Source organism: Algoriphagus sp. AGSA1 (genome assembly GCF_021390545.1).
In the GTDB taxonomy this organism is placed as follows: Bacteria; Bacteroidota; Bacteroidia; order Cytophagales; family Cyclobacteriaceae; genus Algoriphagus.
On record NZ_JAJUWR010000039.1, the window covers coordinates 1 to 18344 of the forward strand.

The 18344-nt window shown below is 42.4% G+C and carries 15 protein-coding genes; 2 read left to right on the forward strand and 13 right to left on the reverse strand.

Annotated features, from left to right (window positions below; all coding sequences use genetic code 11):
• The first annotated feature begins 168 nt into the window (after window positions 1-168).
• Window positions 169-348 carry a GIY-YIG nuclease family protein gene (locus LZF95_RS22710; protein ID WP_233757618.1) on the forward strand — a complete coding sequence of 60 codons (180 nt, stop codon included), beginning with the start codon at window positions 169-171 and terminating at the stop codon, window positions 346-348.
• Between the two features lie 4 nt (window positions 349-352).
• On the opposite strand, the gene LZF95_RS22715 is transcribed toward LZF95_RS22710, so the two are convergent.
• The 9 genes from LZF95_RS22715 to LZF95_RS22755 form a co-directional block, all read right to left on the reverse strand.
• Entirely contained in the window at window positions 353-1810 is a 1458-nt protein-coding gene (locus LZF95_RS22715) for a TlpA disulfide reductase family protein (protein ID WP_233757620.1), read from the reverse strand.
• Window positions 1797-3065: a carboxypeptidase-like regulatory domain-containing protein gene (locus LZF95_RS22720; protein ID WP_233757621.1), complete on the reverse strand. Its 1269-nt coding sequence runs from the start codon at window positions 3063-3065 to the stop codon at window positions 1797-1799. Before LZF95_RS22720 ends, LZF95_RS22715 begins: the two co-directional genes overlap by 14 nt.
• Before the next feature lie 45 nt (window positions 3066-3110).
• Complete coding sequence (locus LZF95_RS22725; RefSeq protein WP_233757622.1) at window positions 3111-3713, reverse strand: 6-bladed beta-propeller; 603 nt, start codon at window positions 3711-3713, stop codon at window positions 3111-3113.
• Between the two features lie 60 nt (window positions 3714-3773).
• Window positions 3774-5402: a DUF4038 domain-containing protein gene (locus LZF95_RS22730; protein WP_233757623.1), complete on the reverse strand. Its 1629-nt coding sequence runs from the start codon at window positions 5400-5402 to the stop codon at window positions 3774-3776.
• Between the two features lie 199 nt (window positions 5403-5601).
• Window positions 5602-5946, reverse strand: a complete 345-nt coding sequence (gene rplT, locus LZF95_RS22735; protein ID WP_091691840.1) for a 50S ribosomal protein L20 — start codon at window positions 5944-5946, stop codon at window positions 5602-5604.
• Between the two features lie 111 nt (window positions 5947-6057).
• Window positions 6058-6252: a 50S ribosomal protein L35 gene (gene rpmI / locus LZF95_RS22740; RefSeq protein WP_087941465.1), complete on the reverse strand. Its 195-nt coding sequence runs from the start codon at window positions 6250-6252 to the stop codon at window positions 6058-6060.
• Window positions 6253-6277: 25 nt separating this feature from the next.
• Window positions 6278-6832, reverse strand: coding sequence for a translation initiation factor IF-3 (infC, locus tag LZF95_RS22745; RefSeq protein WP_233757624.1), 555 nt, complete (start codon window positions 6830-6832; stop codon window positions 6278-6280).
• Window positions 6833-6916: 84 nt separating this feature from the next.
• Entirely contained in the window at window positions 6917-8866 is a 1950-nt protein-coding gene (gene thrS / locus LZF95_RS22750) for a threonine--tRNA ligase (RefSeq protein WP_233757625.1), read from the reverse strand.
• Between the two features lie 759 nt (window positions 8867-9625).
• On the reverse strand, window positions 9626-12103 hold the full coding sequence (locus LZF95_RS22755; RefSeq protein WP_233757626.1) for a DUF5686 and carboxypeptidase-like regulatory domain-containing protein: 2478 nt from the start codon (window positions 12101-12103) through the stop codon (window positions 9626-9628).
• Between the two features lie 283 nt (window positions 12104-12386).
• Here LZF95_RS22755 and lhgO point away from each other — a divergent pair, with 283 nt between their 5' ends.
• Entirely contained in the window at window positions 12387-13589 is a 1203-nt protein-coding gene (gene lhgO, locus LZF95_RS22760; RefSeq protein ID WP_233757628.1) for an L-2-hydroxyglutarate oxidase, read from the forward strand.
• A 371-nt stretch (window positions 13590-13960) separates the two neighbouring features.
• Here lhgO and LZF95_RS22765 read toward each other — a convergent pair whose 3' ends face one another.
• The 4 genes from LZF95_RS22765 to LZF95_RS22780 all read right to left on the reverse strand — a co-directional run bounded on the left by LZF95_RS22765 (window position 13961) and on the right by LZF95_RS22780 (window position 18318).
• A complete protein-coding gene (locus tag LZF95_RS22765; RefSeq protein WP_233757630.1) occupies window positions 13961-15478 on the reverse strand; it encodes an FMN-binding glutamate synthase family protein in 1518 nt (505 codons plus the stop codon).
• A 49-nt stretch (window positions 15479-15527) separates the two neighbouring features.
• Window positions 15528-16493 carry a YheT family hydrolase gene (locus LZF95_RS22770; protein WP_233757632.1) on the reverse strand — a complete coding sequence of 322 codons (966 nt, stop codon included), beginning with the start codon at window positions 16491-16493 and terminating at the stop codon, window positions 15528-15530.
• A 264-nt stretch (window positions 16494-16757) separates the two neighbouring features.
• Complete coding sequence (locus LZF95_RS22775; protein ID WP_233757634.1) at window positions 16758-17108, reverse strand: hypothetical protein; 351 nt, start codon at window positions 17106-17108, stop codon at window positions 16758-16760.
• 4 nt (window positions 17109-17112) lie between these two features.
• The gene (locus tag LZF95_RS22780; protein ID WP_233757636.1) at window positions 17113-18318 is read right to left on the reverse strand and encodes an NAD(P)/FAD-dependent oxidoreductase; all 1206 of its coding nucleotides are present in this window, start codon (window positions 18316-18318) and stop codon (window positions 17113-17115) included.
• Window positions 18319-18344: the final 26 nt, after the last annotated feature.

Below are 18344 nucleotides of genomic sequence, written 5' to 3' on the forward strand. Positions count from 1 at the left end.
GAAAAGGAACTTAAATCAGGAAAAGGGCGCGAATGGTTACGAAATAATGTAATTCCATTTTATAAAAGATAAGCCCAGGGGTCATATCCGCCGCGGCGGACACGGGTTCAACTCCCGTCCTCGCTACTAAAGGCTTTCGGAAACGGAAGCCTTTTTTTATTTTTACCTATGGATGAATTCGTCGTTTATGTGCTTCTTTCCACATCATCAGGTAAGACCTACACCGGAATGACCTCGGATTTAATCACAAGATTTCACTTTCACAATTCCAGATCAGTTAAAGGATATACAATAAGATATAGACCATGGACAGTGATCTATGTGGAATTCTATCAAATCGAGATGTGACAATTCATCTTATCTGTAAAAGCGCATCCAATACTTTTCTTATTCCCTCAGTACCTGGCCTTGGCGCATTTGGATGAATTAACTTCCCTTCCGGATCAAAAATCAAATATCTAGGTATCCGCGCCACATCCAGTGCCTTCAGGTATTCAGACTCCTCTTTTTTTATAGCTACAAAAGATTGCCCTGGAATTGCAATATCATATTTCATAGCGACCTCTTCCCAAAACTTATAATTATTGTCAACGGATAAAAAGATCACTTCCACTCCCTTGCCTTTATAAGCTTGATTCAAAGTAAGAGCTCCCGGGAATGCTTTAATACAGGGGATACACCAGGCAGCCCAAAGATCTACATATAAATACTTTCCCTTCTTTTGGCTTAGTATCTCTTCAAAGCTGCTGAAGCTTTTTCTCAGTCCCATCAATTCTATATCCGGCTCTATACCTTTAAGAACCTCATTAGAGGAATTCAAAAGAACCAGCTGGGCAGGATTTGCTAATTTATCGCCATAATGCGCCAGAACTTCATCTGCTCCTTCAAAAGACAGATTTGGGATTTCCTTTTGTAAAAAGTGAAAGAGCATGGATTTTTCACGGGAATTCAAATCACCGCCATCAATCAGTTCATCAATTAATGCCCTTGATTCTTCCTGCGTTTGAGTAGAAATAATCAACTCGGAAAACTCATCCAAATACACGCTGTAGGCTAGCGGAGAATCTTCTATTTCCAGAAAAGAATTGACAGCCATTTGGGTATTGATTGCCAAGTTTTCAGGATCGTGAGCTTCCAATTTTTTGCACTCCAGCGCATTTTTAGAAGTGTAGAATTTTTTGATTTCCATACTGAGCAAACCGGCATTCACCAAGGAATCTATCCATTCCAGCTCTTTTTGAATTCCCTGAATGGCTTCATCTCTAATTCGCTTCAAGTCCTCCTCCATTGCTAATTCGAACGTAAACATTTTTGTCTCATTCCACAAAAAATAGAAATCCTGGGCTTTTGAAAAATGTTTACCAAAGAGTTCGGTGTTCCTGAGAAATTCCAGATTGTAATGGTAAGATGAGTGCTCTCTATTGATAGAAGTTAGCCATGGCTTTTTGTCTTTTTCTTGAATCAGGATAGAGTCTCCTTTTTGTAGTAGGTAAGTAAACTCTACCTGGCTATTGTCTCTATAAACAAGGTCTAGGTGTTCTCTCTCAGTGGGGATTACAAGATTTGTCTCAAGTTCTCCGCCTTTAAACGGAGTTTCCAAAGGCAACTTATTATCATCCAGGTACTTGAATACTGATTTCCTTTGCTGGAAAAACTGCATGGAAAGACTATCTGCAAAGACTAACACAATCTGTCCCTGAGTAGTTGCTTCCCCGATAATGTCGGACTTTTCACCTGAATTGCAAGCCCAAAAGATTGCAATAGCCAAGAAAAGGCTAACCGGACGACTTGCGCTTCTAGTCTTTCGCATTATTTCTAAACTGTTCTTCCAGACTACTATCCTTTTCCAGATTCCTGATAATTGCTGAATCGAGTGGGTATTTTTTGATTAAATCATAGGTCTTCCAAAAGTTTGAATCAAGTTCATATTTTTTGGATTCCACTTCTTCATCCCGCCCAAGAGCATCTTTCGCTCGAATCTTTTTCAAGTCCTCAATCATAGGCACATCAAACCAGAATGTACTGATATTCATTTGATGCGTGCCCACATCACGGTTAATTAACCGTAATTCCTTATTTCGGATCATTTCCGGATAATAAAGCCCATCTACTTCCCTAAACTTCGCAAAGTGCTCATATTCACCAGAAGCCCATCTAAATTGATATTCTACAATGGCATGGTTCCTACTGTTAATTTTCAAATAGCTGCGTCCATTTGGCGGGTCTTGGCCTCCAAATGCTATTTGATAGATAGTGTCCTTACCGACAATTTCCTCTCCCATTATCCTATGATAAGTAGGGAGCTCCGGGATCCCCATAAATCGACCTCCATCTTTCCCAAACCAAGTTCTGGAATTATACGCATCACCTCGAAATCCATTATATTGATAGATTCCAATGATTTCGTTTAATGGCCCGAAAGTACTTCCCGTTGATTTAATATGCTCTCTAATCCGTTGCTTCAGTATTGACATAGAAGAATCCACTTCTCCCAATTCGTCGCTTTGTCGTAGCGATTCAAGCTTTATCCGAAGAGACAATCCGTCTTTTTTATAGCTAACATCCTCGACCAACACAGCAGCCTCGACCAGCTTCGTAAACTCCTCGTAATTGGTAGATATTTTTCTGTAAAATCCTCTCAGCTGGTGACGCTTGTCAGGATAGTTTTTGGGGATATTATCTATCGCTTTCGAAATCATTCCTTCTATAGAATTACCTTCTGGCATGACCGTTACCTCATTTAGCGACAGAAATTGCCTCTGGAGACTCAGTTTGTTAGCGGTAGCTGATAGAGAAGAAATTGAGACCTCCTTCTTTTCGTATCCTATGCAGGAGACCACCAGCATCTCATCCATAAACTGTGAAGGGAAAAAGAACTTAAATTCACCTTGCTCATCTGCCAAGGCAGAAAAACCAGGATAGTTCTTTAGGTATAGGTAAGCGAAGGGAACCGGAGCCGAATCTTCACTGTCTATGATGACGCCGGAAAGGTTATTTGCTTGCTGATTTTGTGCGGCTACAAAATGAACACAAATAAAAAAGACAGAGAATACTAAAAATCGCATCACCTAATAAAATAAAAAGAAGGTGATTTTCAAAAACATATTTGGCTAGGAATGATAAAAATGATTATCCTGTACACTAACTATGTTTTCGAAGGATTCATTTGATTCAAAATCTGAGGCTGACCTATTCAAAAATAGTAAAAATTCGCTGTTAAATGCAGCTATACCTTGGGGGAATGAATTTATCCCTATTTCTTTCTGAAACTCCCCATTGAGATTAAATATCACAATCTTTCTCCCACCGCTATCAAGTATATTAATTTGCTTTTGTTCGGAATCAATCCAAAAATCCATTACCTCAGAGATCTCCCCGGGCCCAGCTCCAATATTTCCAATCGTATGGATAAACTCGCCATTTGAATTGAAAACAAACAATTTTGACATAGACCCTACGAACCATTGCTCATCAACTTTCTGGGCTTTTGAAATATTACCTAATAACGATTCCTCATTGGTTTCAAGTTGAATTATATCCAAAACTTCAACCTTGCTTATTTCCGAATATTCTGAAACATCCCTATCCAGTTTTATGGTATAAGCACCTTCATAAGTTTCTGATACATCTTTTTCAACCTTGCCTTTGCAACTAACGGACAATAAAACTACAGTTATAACCTTCAAAGAAAAGGAATGGACTTTCATTTCCATAATCAATGTTTAGCTAAAAATATAGTGTCAAGAAGTATGCTGTTAGTTTTTGAAAAACACCTATTCAATTGCTTCCATCACCAGCACCATATCCTGATCCAAGGGATTTTCAAATTCAAGAATGTGCTCATGCGGAGTTGGTTCACCAGTTATAACCTTGTTCAAAACGGGATCAAACCAACGAACCTTATACTTTTTTCCGTCAATGTTAAATACACTGATTGATTGCTTAACAGGAGAATAAATCAAAACCATAGAACGGTCTTCATTTGCCAGCACAGAAATAAAGTGGTTAAAAACCTCATCACCAGGTTGAGCTACCAGCAATTCATTTACTGGTCGGAATTCCCACCACTTAAACTGGTTAATAAATTCATGCAAATAGCCTATCTGACGGCTTCCATCAAAATCCACACTTTCTTTCCAGGTATGAGTTCCTGCCGAAGGTTCATGATTTTCAATTTCCTCTCCTTCCCTCAGCCAAGGCCAAATGCCGTTTGCACCATAAGTGATTCCTGAAGGCGGGGCTGCAAATACACTCCAATAAGATGCATTTCGGACATCTTCCGCTGTGATCTTAAAGTAAATTTCCTCGTAATTTGGCTCAGTATTGATCAGCGGCATGGGACGAAGTTTATCCCAGCGTTCGGCCACAGGGCCTTTATTGATCCAATTAACTGTATTGGATTCATTTGAATGGGAAGATTGGTAGGTGACCACATCATACCAATCCTGATCTTCATAAAGATCCCCTAGCCACGAAAGTCCATGCGGATGCAGGGTGACCAAACCCTGATGTTTCCCTTCTCCGAAGACCTGAGACCCAATTGATTTCCAGCGCTCTTCCAAATCGCCATAATACTTTCCGTCACCACCCAATGTCCAGAGCACGTGATTCCCCTGATACCTTGCCACAATATATTTAGCCAAAATCACTGCTTCACGTATCGGCAAATAGTACCCGGGGCTGAATTCTGTCCCTTCTCCAAAAGGAAGAGCCCAAAGAACCACGGGGGAAACCAAAAACCCCTTGGCGTTAGCTTCTTCTATTTTTTTATCCATACGAATAAAAAACTCAGGATCAAGGATGATTTTGCCTGATCCCGTAAACGCCACTCTTCCCTCTGCATTTTTTGTTCCTCCTCTCCACTGCGTGGTGACCAGTTGGATGGTGTTATAGTGATGTTCTTTTCTGTGATTGAGGTAATATTCCCATTCTTCATCAGTGGATTTCAGGGCACCGTTCCAGGCGGTACAGGCTGTCCAGAAAAATGGGGTCCCATCCGCGTGGCTCAGGTGATAAGTTCCCTTAGGTTGGGTCAATGACCCTTTTCGGTAAATATCCAAGTCACTTGAATTTGTCACACATTCAAAGACGCCCTCCACACCATGCAGCCCTGGGTTGTTTTTATCCGAGGATGTGGACAAAAAACTCCACTTCCCTACTTCATCCGGCATAAACCGGACTTTCCACTTTTTGCCACCATCCCAAAAGCCCCTCACGGTCTTTGACCTACCTGAAGGAGAGGTAAAGGTGACATCAAATGTGCTGACATCGTAAAGTGGATTTGTATATTCCTTATCACTGGTGAATTCATGCTCATATCTCCCATATTTATCTGTTTGGCAGAAAGAAAAGTGGTAGAAAAAAAAGAGCACGATCACCAAAAAATATCTTGGGAATTTCATAGTCAATCTTGGGTTATAGTTAGCAATCAAGGTAAGATAACAAAATTTACAAGCTTCATCTTCATCCATATACGTGTATTCTTCCTGAATCATAGCTACTTCCTCCTAATCTGTATGCACTGCGTCATCCCCTGTGGCTATAACACACAAAAAAAGCCTTCCCGAGGGAAGGCTTCTACTAAAATAAGACAGTGCAACCTTATTTTACTCTTTCAACTACAGCTTTGAATGCTTCTGGGTGATTCATGGCCAGATCTGCCAAAACCTTACGGTTAAGTTCGATCTCACCTTTCTTCAATAATCCCATTAATTGAGAATAGGACACGCCGTGCATTCTTGCACCTGCGTTGATACGCTGGATCCACAAAGCTCTGAACTCTCTTTTCTTCGCTTTACGGTCTCTGTATGCGTACTGAAGACCTTTCTCATACTTGTTTTTGGCTACTGTCCATACGTTGCTACCTCTTCCGAAGTAACCTCTTGTGGCTTTTAGCACTTTTTTTCTTCTTGCTCTGGACGCTACCGCGTTTACCGATCTAGGCATAGTGTTTTGTTTTTTGACAGTTGGTGCCCCGAGTGACCAGGATCTTGATTACCAAACTATCTGGTGAATAAATAAACCTTAATTAATTGATTTTTAAGCTATTGCAGAGAATCAGATTCTCAACATGTCTCTTACTCTACCCTCATCAGATTCGTGAACCAGACCGGTTTTGGTCAAGTTTCTCTTTCTTTTGGTAGCTTTTTTGGTCAGGATGTGGCTTTTGAAAGCGTGTTTCCTTTTGATTTTGCCGGTTCCCGTTAAAGCGAACCTCTTCTTTGCACTGGATTTGGTTTTTACCTTTGGCATTTTGCTGTATTTATTTAGTTGAAATTTATTTCTTTCCTGCCTTCGGAGCGATGAAGATGTTCATTCTTTTTCCTTCCATTTTTGGAAGCTGCTCTACCGCACCGTACTCTGCCAGTGCCTGCGCAAATTTCAACAGCAACATCTCGCCTCTTTCTTTAAACACAATGCTACGGCCTACGAAGTGTACGTAAGCCTTCACTTTTGCGCCTTCTTTCAAGAAGTTTATCGCATGTTTCAGTTTGAAATTAAAATCATGGTCATCGGTGTTCGGTCCGAATCGGATTTCCTTCAAAACAATCTTTGCCGCATTGGACTTGATCTCCTTCTGCTTCTTTTTCTGCTCGTACTTAAACTTTGCATAGTCAAGGATTTTACAAACTGGAGGATCAACATTCGGGGAAATCTCTACCAGATCCAGGTCATTTTCCTGAGCGAGTTTGATGGCTTTATCTGTAGGAAGAAGTGCATTACCACCTTCTACAAAATCACCTACTACCCGCACTTCACGAGCTCTGATTTTCTGGTTTACTTTATAAGGTTCTTCCTGCCGACCTCTATAGGGTTGTCTTTGGTTTCTCAAGTTTGCGTTGATTGTTTTTATGAAATTGGATGCAAATATCGGAATTATTTCTAATTAAGAAAAACTGAATTAAACAATACAGTATTATTCCTTACTCAATGATGCTGAAATAATCCCTTGAAAATAGTTTATAAACTCCTCCGCTGAGAAGTTACCTAGATCTCCTTCACCGTGCTTACGGACAGAAAGCTTCCGCTCTTCCTGCTCCTTTTCCCCCACGATCAGCATAAATGGCACTTTTTTTACTTCTGAGTCACGGATTTTCCTTCCGATTTTTTCATCTCTGTTGTCAATAGAACCTGATATACCCACCTCTTCGAGGATTGATTTTATTTCTTCGGCATATGCTACATATTTCTCAGAAATAGGCAAAATATTGATCTGCTCCGGAGAAAGCCAAAGCGGAAAGTTACCTGCACAGTGTTCGATTAGCACAGCGACGAATCGCTCCAAAGAACCAAACGGTGCTCTGTGGATCATCACAGGTCTATGCTTCTGGTTGTCCGAGCCTATATATTCCAACTCGAACCGTTCTGGTAATTGATAATCTACCTGGATAGTTCCCAACTGCCATTTTCTTCCCAAGGCATCCTTCACCATAAAGTCCAGCTTAGGCCCATAGAATGCCGCTTCTCCAAGCTCAGTCACGGTTTCCAATCCTTTTTCCGCAGATGCTTCAATGATTGCTGATTCGGCCTTGTTCCAAGCCTCATCACCACCTATGTACTTGGAAGGATTTTCTGGATCACGTAGAGAAATCTGTGCGGTATAATCATCAAAACCCAATGCTTTGAACACATATAATACCAAATCAATCACTTTGATAAACTCGTCCTTCACCTGATCCGGACGGCAGAAGATATGCGCATCATCCTGGGTAAAGCCCCGAACACGGGTCAAGCCATGAAGTTCTCCACTTTGCTCATAGCGATAAACTGTACCGAATTCCGCATAGCGGATAGGCAATTCCTTATATGAGTGTGGCTTATGCTTATAGATCTCGCAGTGATGCGGACAGTTCATCGGCTTCAGCAGAAACTCCTCCCCTTCATGGGGAGTGGCGATAGGCTGAAAGGAATCCTTGCCATATTTCTCATAATGGCCGGAAGTCTCATACAGGACTTTGTGTCCTATATGCGGTGTAATCACCTGCTGATATCCGGCTTTATCCTGCGCCTTTTTCAGGAAATTCACCAAACGCTCTCTGAGCAAGGTTCCTTTTGGCAACCAGAGCGGTAGCCCCGCCCCTACTTTCTCAGAGAAAGTGAAAAGCTCAAGCTCACGGCCTAGTTTTCTATGATCACGTTTCTTGGCCTCTTCCAGCAAAGTCAAATATTCCGAAAGTTCTTTGGCTTTAGGAAAAGTCACACCATAGATACGGGTAAGCATTTTTCGCTTCTCATCCCCTCTCCAGTATGCTCCTGCGATGTTGGTCAGCTTCACTGCCTTTACAAAACCCGTATTAGGAATATGTGGCCCACGGCAAAGATCTACAAAGTTTCCCTGCTGGTAGAAAGTAATTGAACCATCCTCAAGTCCTTCTAACAGGTCAAGTTTGTATTCATCACCCTTCTTTTGGTAATAATCGATTGCGTCTTTTTTGGAAATATCAGTACGGATGTACTCATTCTTTTCCCGGGCCAGTTCGATCATTTTCTTCTCGATGGCTTCCAGTTCAGATCCGTCCAGCGTTTTATCCCCAAAATCCACGTCGTAGTAAAAACCTGTTTCAATGGGAGGACCTATTCCGAATTTGATCCCCGGATGGAGTGCTTCCAATGCTTCAGCAAGCAAGTGGGCGGATGAGTGCCAGAAGGTATTCTTACCTTCACTGTCATTCCAGGTCAGCAATTGGATAGTGGAATCGGTATTGATAGGCCGGGTAGCGTCCCACACCTGCCCGTTAACTTTTGCGGCTAGAACGTTCCTGGCTAAACCCTCGCTGATACTTGCAGCAATCTGTAGTCCGGTAGTTCCTTTTTCGTACTCCTTCACAGTGCCATCCGGAAGGGTGATTTTAATTAGTTGTGACATTTGTTTGTGTTAATTCTGCCCATACAAACAGGCATAAAGATTAAGTTGCAAATATGCACAAGACAGCTGCAATCAAAAAATATATGGGAAGGGAATATGGAAATGAGTGCTTATTTTATGTTTGGCCACAGAGATCACTGAGGAAGCACAGAGATACACTGAGGGATTAGTTAATTTTGTCGCAGAGATGTTCCGTCTCTGCGAATGGCTGCCGCAGACAAATTGAAGGTCTGCGGTTTTTGCCCAAATTACCTCTCGTTTAGCTACTCAAGATTTCTTTTGTCATCGCTTCTTAGGAAATCAGCTTTCCGTTTTTAATATCCTCCTCACTCATTTCCAACATCATTTTTGTTCATTCGTTAGTTCCACCTTTTCTAGCTCGTGTGAACTTGGGAAAATCAGTTTGTCAAGCGCATCTAAAAAACCTGTTTGTGATTGAAAAATTTTATCGATCAATCTCCTCTTCTTGAGTTATCAACTTTAGCCATTTCTAATCCTGAATACTTAAATATCGGGAATTTTATACTTATTCCAAATAAGTTCAACAGCTCATGGTCATGTGAATCTTTATTAACCCGGCTTACTGGATAAGCTTCAGATTATTTAAAAACTCTTTCCAATACTCAATCCCGCAATCCTCTTCCTCCAAAATAAACATCAAATATAGGAGTATATGCAACCCTGTAGAAAAATCCTCCCTCGGTTTTTTGGTATCTATAGCCAATTCTTAGGGGAATGAAAGCGAAAACAATCCACTAACTAAAGGATAATCTGTCCGGAGATTTTCACCGCAAATGGCTTAGCTTCAGGATTATCCAGATACGTCATCCTGTGAAAGAAGTCTATTCTGAAGAATTTAAAAATATTCTCAATTCCATATCCCAATTCCACATAGGGTTTGGAAGGATCGAGTCTTCCAAAGGTCTGTAAGGGATTTCCGGCGGGCCCCACAGTCGGAGCATTGGCTATGTTATTATCACTTACCGATCCGTACAGTATATTCGCATTGGCCACGGCACGCCACTTCAGTTTTTTCAGCAAAGGAACTTTGTTGAGCAAAAAACCTTCGAAATAATGTCTATAACGCAGGCTTGCATACTGATCCGAGGCAAATTCGTTGAAATTCATGGTATTGAAGGCGGCAGAGGTATAGAACAATGTCTCATTTCCCAAGTGGTTTTTCAGTACAGGATAAGGCACCTCCCCAAACACTTTTCCCGCATCGAACTCATACCTTGAGACGCCGAACATGCCCACATTCAACCGCTGATATACATAGAAGTTTACTTTGGAATAAGCAATATCTCCACCCAACCAATCCATCCCTTTGGCATAGCTCAATTCGAAAATTGGCCATCTCAGAGGCCCCAGAGAGCTTCGTTCATTGTCATTGATCAGGATGGTTTCATCCCGCCCATAGCGCACTCCTACCTTGGCTTCGGTTGTCTCAAACTGGGATTTGTATTCCCTGCTGCCTTTTTCCAGGTAATAAAAATCATATAACGGCTCAAAATTCATAAAAGTAAGGTCTGAGTACAAGAGAAAACCCTTGAAAAACTCCCGTTGAAAATTAATCTGATGCTTCCGGCTGAAATAAGGTCTTCGCAGCGTACCAAACCTGCTTGCAGCCAGAAATACACTGTTTCCCTGCAAACTGGACATCTCCAAACCGACCTGATCGATTTCCTTCTGCGTGGACAGGGAAACAGAGGTCCAGTGCTCTCTATCCAAAATCCGTGTGACTTTTGCCGAATACTTCAGTTCCTCATCTTTGAAGCCATAGCCTAAATAACCTTTAAATGCCCATTCATCACTGAATTTCAGGTTGGTGCGGAAGCCCATCCCCAGTCTCACTCCTTCTATGTCATTATAGTTGAAAAAGGCAGGCCAAGGACCTATGTCCACTTTGCCGACAGGAAGGTAGCCAGTACCGAAGAATTTTAATCCTTCGGAGTAAAAACGCACGATGGGGATTCTTTTCAGCGTATCCACCATCCTGAGTACCGCTATTTCTTCCTGAGTCAGGATATCCTGTCTGTTGTCTTTCCAAAACTCCTCACTCGCTTCATCATAATCGGGTAGTAAGGTCACCGATTGGTTGAAGAAAGATGTAGGTTGTGGATCGTCTATTTTTACACTATCCGCAGAAGTATAGAATTTGGCCAAAAGCCCTGCGGTTTTAGGAGTAATCTGCCCTATTTTGATCTGGACACGTGTTTTGGAAGGGATCAATGGGCCTGCGGAGGTCGGTACCAATTCCTGCTGGATTTTGATCCGTTCTATAAAATTCAGATTAGCCTCTCTGGGAATCGTCAGATCCACCTGCTTCAGCGCATAAGTTTCTTTATTGATCCAAATGCTCCCGGAGAAAGCCAGATCCTGAGTCCTCAGCGGATAGACTTTCAGCAAATAGCAGGAATCCTTACCTACCAAAACCGAATCCACCAAATCATAATCGTAAAACTGCTTCCAGCCATCGGCAATTGGTGAAACGAACTCCTTTCCTACGATGCTCAGCCAGTTTCTGTAAAAATTATATTCCTGGAATGCTGATCCGGTGATCTGAGAAGTGGTGGATCCATCCGTGATCCCAACGCCGGTCACCTTGGATTTCTCTACTACTTCCTTCCTGAGTTCTGGATTGTTCCTGAAGTAAAATCGGGAAAGCGTCTCTGAAAAGAAAACGGGCAAGATCTTCTCCCCTTCGTCATTGGTTAGTTGCTTGATCGAATCCAAAACCGCGGTGACTTTCTGGACAGTTTTCCGCTGGGTAAATTCCTCCGAGACATGGTCTATATCAATTTCTATCTTCGTATAGTTTTTTGTCTGATAGGCGCTTAATTCTCTTTTATCAAAGTCCTTTTTACGGCCCACTGCCTTTCGGATTACCTCAAAGGCGGGATTCTCCCCAGCTTGAAACTCGAAAGCCTCCATCTCAAAATCAGAAGGCTTGAGCTGGAAATTGACAGTTTGCTCGGCTACCTGCAGCAAGGCTTTTACCCCTGTGATATAGCCCAGATAATTGACCGAAATACTGTCTGTAAGCGACTTGGTTTCCAGAATATAATTACCCTCAAAATCCGTTGAGATCCCTATGGTGGTACCTTTCAGCAGCACCGAAGCGAAAGGGATTGGATCTCCAGTGGCCGAATCAGTCACTTTCCCCTTTACCACATATTGGGCAAAAGACTGGGTACAAATAAGGACTAAGAAAAGGGAAAAGTACTTGCGGATCATGTAGTAGTGGTGGCACTAAAAGGATATTCCTGCAAAATAAATTCATTCCCCATGCAAATTGCTACTCAAGCCCTAAAAATTATAAAGGATTAACTACCCGAAGATGTTCACCAAAGAAGCAAATACAAATCAGTATATTTTAGTTAATCCAAATCTTTCGGGTCTCCTCCTTTGCTTATTGCCCAATTAATGTCCTTATGTGATTTTCACCAAAGAAACTGACTAGTTTCCCATTCCTTTTTAAGCGGATCACTCCTTATATTTGGCTCCGAAAACAGGGAATATGATATACGACATAGCAATAATAGGTGGCGGGATCGTGGGGCTGGCAACTGCGCTAAAAATCCAAAAAGCACGCCCAGGCCTGAAAATTGCACTTCTGGAAAAAGAAGATCAACTGGCCAAGCACCAGACAGGCAATAACAGTGGGGTGATACACTCTGGGTTGTATTATAAGCCGGGCTCACTGAAAGCGACCAACTGTATAGGCGGATATCATGAACTGATAAAGTTCTGTGCCGAAGAAAAAATCCCGTTCGAGATCACAGGAAAGGTTGTTGTCGCCACCCGAGAGAGGCAAAAGCCTTTATTGGACAAGCTGTATGAAAGAGGGATACAAAACGGTTTGGAGGGTACAAAATACATCAGCGTAGATGAACTGAAAGAATATGAGCCACATTGTGTGGGAGTTGCTGCCTTGCATGTTCCTCAGACGGGGATAGTGGATTATTATAAAGTTGCCTTGGCCTACGGAAGAAAAATAATACAGAATGGCGGAGAAATATTTCTTAATCATAAAGTACTGGAAATTAAGCAACAAAATGGAGTTAATTACATTGAAACTTCCAAGAGGACAATCGAGAGTAGCTTAGTAATAAACTGTGCGGGGCTATACTCAGACAAGATCGCTCAGATGAGTGAGCGAGAACCCATAGATGTGAAAATCATCCCGTTTCGCGGGGAGTATTTTAAACTGAAAAAGGACAGGGAGTTTTTGGTCAAAAACCTGATATACCCTGTTCCGGATCCCAATTTCCCTTTCCTAGGTGTTCACTTCACCCGAATGATGAAAGGTGGTGTAGAAGCCGGTCCCAATGCCGTTTTGGCTTTCCGAAGGGAAGGGTATAAAAAATCACAAATCAACTTAAAGGAACTTGCCGAGTCTTTAGCCTGGCCGGGTTTCCAAAAAGTCGCGGCCAAATACTGGCAGACTGGATTTGGGGAGATGTACCGCTCGTTTTCCAAAGCGGCCTTTACCAAAGCACTGCAGGAATTGATCCCTGAGATACAGCAAACAGATCTTGTGGAAGGCGGGGCAGGTGTGAGAGCACAGGCTTGTGACCGCAATGGAGGGCTTTTGGATGATTTCTTCATCAGAGAATCCACTCATGCCATACATGTGCTCAATGCGCCATCTCCGGCGGCAACCAGCTCATTGGCGATCGGCGGTACAGTAGCTGAGTTAGCGCTGAAGAGGTTTGATTGAAACAGGTTTGGGGAAATCTACAGACCTGCTGATACATTTCTGAAATCAATGCAGGCAAAATGGAGAAACTGACGATAGGTTATCGAGCCCCATACAATTGGATTACCAATCTTAGCCTCATTATCTTTTCAAACAGATTTCATAGTCCGTGCCTATGGCACTTTATCAAATCATTTTGTAATCACTATACGTTGAAACGGCTGGCAATAAGATGAACCGTCCCGATGGGACTTTGCAGCAGCAGGTAGGACTGTGCCGAGAAAACTGCATAGAAAAAACCAGTTATAAAAAAACCAGTCTGAAGACTGTTTTGAAAAAGGTCTAAGTCATGAGACTTAGACCAGTTAACGGTTTTTAAACCTCGAAGCAACCTACACTTGAGTATTTACAGAATCCGGAAGATACCTGTTTGCTAGCTTGATCATTTCATCGCCTTTGACAAGATCTGCCGCGCTTAATTCAGATGTATGCTTATGCCCACATGCTCCCAGAAGCTCCTGCACCGCATGCACCGTGTTTTTATGGAAATTATATACCCGTTCAGCTTTATCGGTGATTACCAAACCACCGACCAAATTCGCTTTTTGTGTAGCAACTCCCGTAGGACATTCATTGGTATTGCAGCGAAGCGCCTGTATGCAACCAACACTAAACATGAAACCTCTTGCAGAATTGCAGATATCAGCTCCCAGAGCAATATTTTTTAGGATTGCAAAGGCACTGATGGCCTTACCGGAAGCTATTACTTTGATCTGGTCCCGGATCTGGAATTTTTCCAGAGTCATCCTTACAAAAATAAGGGCAGGCTCCAGGGGCAAGCCAACACTGTCTGAGAATTCCAATGGGGCGGCACCGGTTCCTCCCTCTGCTCCATCCACGGTAATGAAATCCGGATATATATTTCTACTTACCATCTGCTTACAGATGGAAATAAATTCTTCCGTCCTACCAACACACAATTTGAAGCCTATGGGTTTTCCTCCGGAAAGCTCTCTGAGTTTAGAGATAAAATCAAGAAGTTCCCCTTCATTTGTAAACGCACTGTGCGCCGGTGGAGAAAGAATAGTCGTTCCCTGCAATACTCCTCGGATTTCAGCGATTTCCGCTGTATTTTTCACACCCGGAAGCACTCCTCCGTGTCCCGGTTTGGCACCCTGGGAGATTTTGATTTCTATCATTTTGACTTCCGGCCAATTTGCTTTCTCCGCAAACTTTTCCTCACTGAAATTGCCGTGATCATCCCTACACCCAAAATACCCTGTACCAATCTGCCAGACCAAGTCGGCCCCAAGCCTGTGATGTGAGGAAATTCCTCCCTCTCCTGTATTATGGGAGAAACCGCCTTTTTTGGCACCCAGGTTCAATGCCCTCACCGCATTGGAGCTCAGCGACCCAAAACTCATTGCGGAAATATTGAAGATGGACGATGAATAAGGCTGCTTACAGGAATCGTTTCCAATGGTGATTCGCGGATCTTCATCATGTGTGTGTACAGCGTAGATGGAATGCCGAAGCCCAATATAATCCTCTCCATTAATATCCCGCTGGGTTCCAAAAGGATGGGTATCATTCACGTTCTTTGACCTACGGTAAACAAGTGACCTGATATTTCTGCTAAATGGTGTGCCGTCCGTATTCGTCTCTATGAAATATTGCTGGATTTCGGGGCTTATTTTCTCCAACAAATAGCGAAAATGCCCTATGACAGGAAAATTCCGCAGAATAGCATGGGATTTTTGATTGATATCATAGATACCCAGGGCAAAGAGCAGCACTATAATCCCCAGTATAAAATATCCGAATTTGAACTGTACAAACTGGAAATACCACATTAGAAAAAATGTCACCAGTGATAGCAGCAACAGGCTGCCGAAAAATACTTTTCTCATAACGGTTCTTTGGTTGAATATGCTTACAATATAATAAATCCCTCAGGGTCTAGCCTCCATTTAGGAGGAAATCCCGGACTCTGTATTCCGCCCAGGTAAACTCATTTCCACCAACTACAAACCCGGTATGCCCTCCCCTTTTTGGCATTTCCAGTGATAGTTCCGCCTTCCTTTCTGCAAGAGCTACGGGGTAACATTCCGGTCCTAACAATGGGTCATTAAGCGCATTGATTACCAGAGTAGGTGTCTCTATGGCAGGCATCCAGTTATCAGCACTTACAGAAGTATAAAAATCATTCGCATCCTTAAACCCATGGAGCTGGGCAGTAAAAAAAGTATCAAAGGAATCAAAATCACTTACTCGTTCCAATAAATCCAAGTCGATCAACTCCGGGAACTGTGCTGCTTTGGCCCGGACCTTAGCTTTGAGTTTTCCCAGAAATCTATTTTTATAAAATGCATTACTTCTAAATTTCAAAGTATTTGCACTGGATAGTAGATTACATGGAGTGGAATAAACTGCGGCACGTTTGATTGCAGGCGGCAAATCTGCCCCCATTTCCCCGAGATATTTAAGCGTCTGAGCTCCTCCCATACTAATCCCTGTCAGGTAAATTTCCTTGTAATCCCTCGATGCCAGCACATGCGAAACAGTGGTGTCCAGATCGTAACTGGCTCCATGATGGTACAAAACCGGGGTAAGGTTGATCTCCCCCCCACAAGAACGGTTATTCCAGACCAAGACATCTGTATTGCTGGAATTAAACAGTTTAACCAATGCTTTGGCGTAGTGTCTCCCAGAGTCTCCCTCTAACCCATGGGACACAATTAACAATTGGGAACTGCCGACAGAAGACCAGTCCAGATTCAGAAAATCGCCGTCAGAAGTAGGGATTTTCTCCCTTTCATATGTTACATCCGTAATTTTCCTGAACAGGCTTGGGATGACTGTTTCCAAATGGCCATTGAATAGATATGCCGGGGGGCCTGTGTAAGTAGAGTTGATGATTGCCATGAAAAAGCAAAAATAACAGCTTTACATGAAATCGAGCCTTCCTACCGGCAGGCACGACCTGAGCGACACAACTGAAATGATTCCAATGCCACCTGCCTGCCGCAGGGATTCTATATGGCCTTTATGGGGAAAAAATATAATCACATGAAATTCATCTTCTCTTAAAGCCGATTTTACATGTATCACCTAATTTTATGACAGAAAAAATCTTCATAGGGTAATCATTTTAAAAAGCGGAGCGGCGGGTGTCAGCTCCTTTTTTTGTTATAAAGTAAGTTCGTAAACGCGTCGAATGGTCGCATCCAGTTTTATCTGTAGATTTTGAAAATGGGATCGGAACAAAGCATTGTCAAATCCACTGTTTTCAATAATCTCTTTACCCACCTGAAGTTCATCTATGATATGTGTCAGTTCAAAGATGCTGAGGGTGGGCTTCAATTTATGGCGTATCTGTTGTATCTTTTCATCATCCTTTTCCATGGAGGCTTTGGTGTATATATCCTTAAGCTCAAGCAATCCTGTATATATTGCCCACGTCAATTCTTTCTGAAAGGCCTCATCACCTTCAGACATATTGATAATCAGTAGATCCAGTTCAGGGTAAAGTTGTTCCATATTATTAGCGGGATGAGGCTATACCAGCAAGAAATCCTGTTGACCAGGCAGCCTGAAAATTAAATCCGCCGGTGATTCCATCGATGTCCAGGACTTCCCCGGCAAAGTAAAGGTTAGGGTGATATTTACTTTCCATAGTTTCCGGATTCACCTCATTCAAAGCGATTCCACCAGCAGTGACAAATTCTTCTTTAAAGGTTGTTTTTCCTTCGACTTTCAAATTATAGCAAAAAAGGTTCTGTACCAACTTATTAATTTGCTTTTTTGAAAGCGAACCAAATAACTGCCCCGGCTCAATGGTGGCACGAGTACAAAAGTGCCCCCAAAGTCTGGAAGGAATATCAAACAGTGGATTGCTTTCCACCTTGCGGGAAGGATGCGCCTGTATATAATTTCTGATATGGGAACCAAACTCCTCTTCTCCAAAGGCAGCATTCCAATTGATCAGCGCATTGGCTTTATAATTGTGCTCTTTTAACCACTGCGCGCCGAATGCCGACAATTTTAATACTGCTGGCCCACTTATCCCCCAGTGCGTCACAAGGATAGGCCCGCGATAGTTCAACTTAGTCCCTTCGATTTTCACTAAGCCATCGGCTACGGACAGTCCCATCAGCTTTCGAAGCGACTCCTTGGGTGTATTAAAAGTAAAAAGTGAGGGGATAGGATCTAAAATATTGTTGTTTAGATTTTTAAGAAAATCATATCCAGTTATTTTAGGATGGCCACCAGTAGCTACAATGAGCTTATCTACCTGAGTAAAACCCTCATCTGTATCTAGAAGAAAATGTCGTTCTTCTGGAATAATATCCTGTACGCCACAGGATTTTCGGATGGAAACTTTGAGTTTATGGGCTTCGCCCAACAAGGCGTCGATGATGGACTGTGAGGAATCGGAAACCGGAAATACTCTCCCGTCAGCTTCAGTTTTCAGTGCCACACCTCTACTTTCAAACCAGCTTATTGTGTCTTCTGATTTGAATTTGGAAAACACCCGTTTCAAAAACCTCTCACCCCGTGGATAGTGTTTTGCCAGTTTCGATATTTCCATGGGCCTATGTGTCACATTGCAACGCCCCCCGCCCGACACCTTCACTTTGGATAAAAGCTTGGGCGATTTTTCAAATAGAATTACTTCAGATCCCCTACCTGCAGCATGAATAGCAGCAAAAAAACCTGCAGCTCCGCCCCCAATTATGCCAATTTTCAAAACTTATATTGTATTGTTTTTCAAAT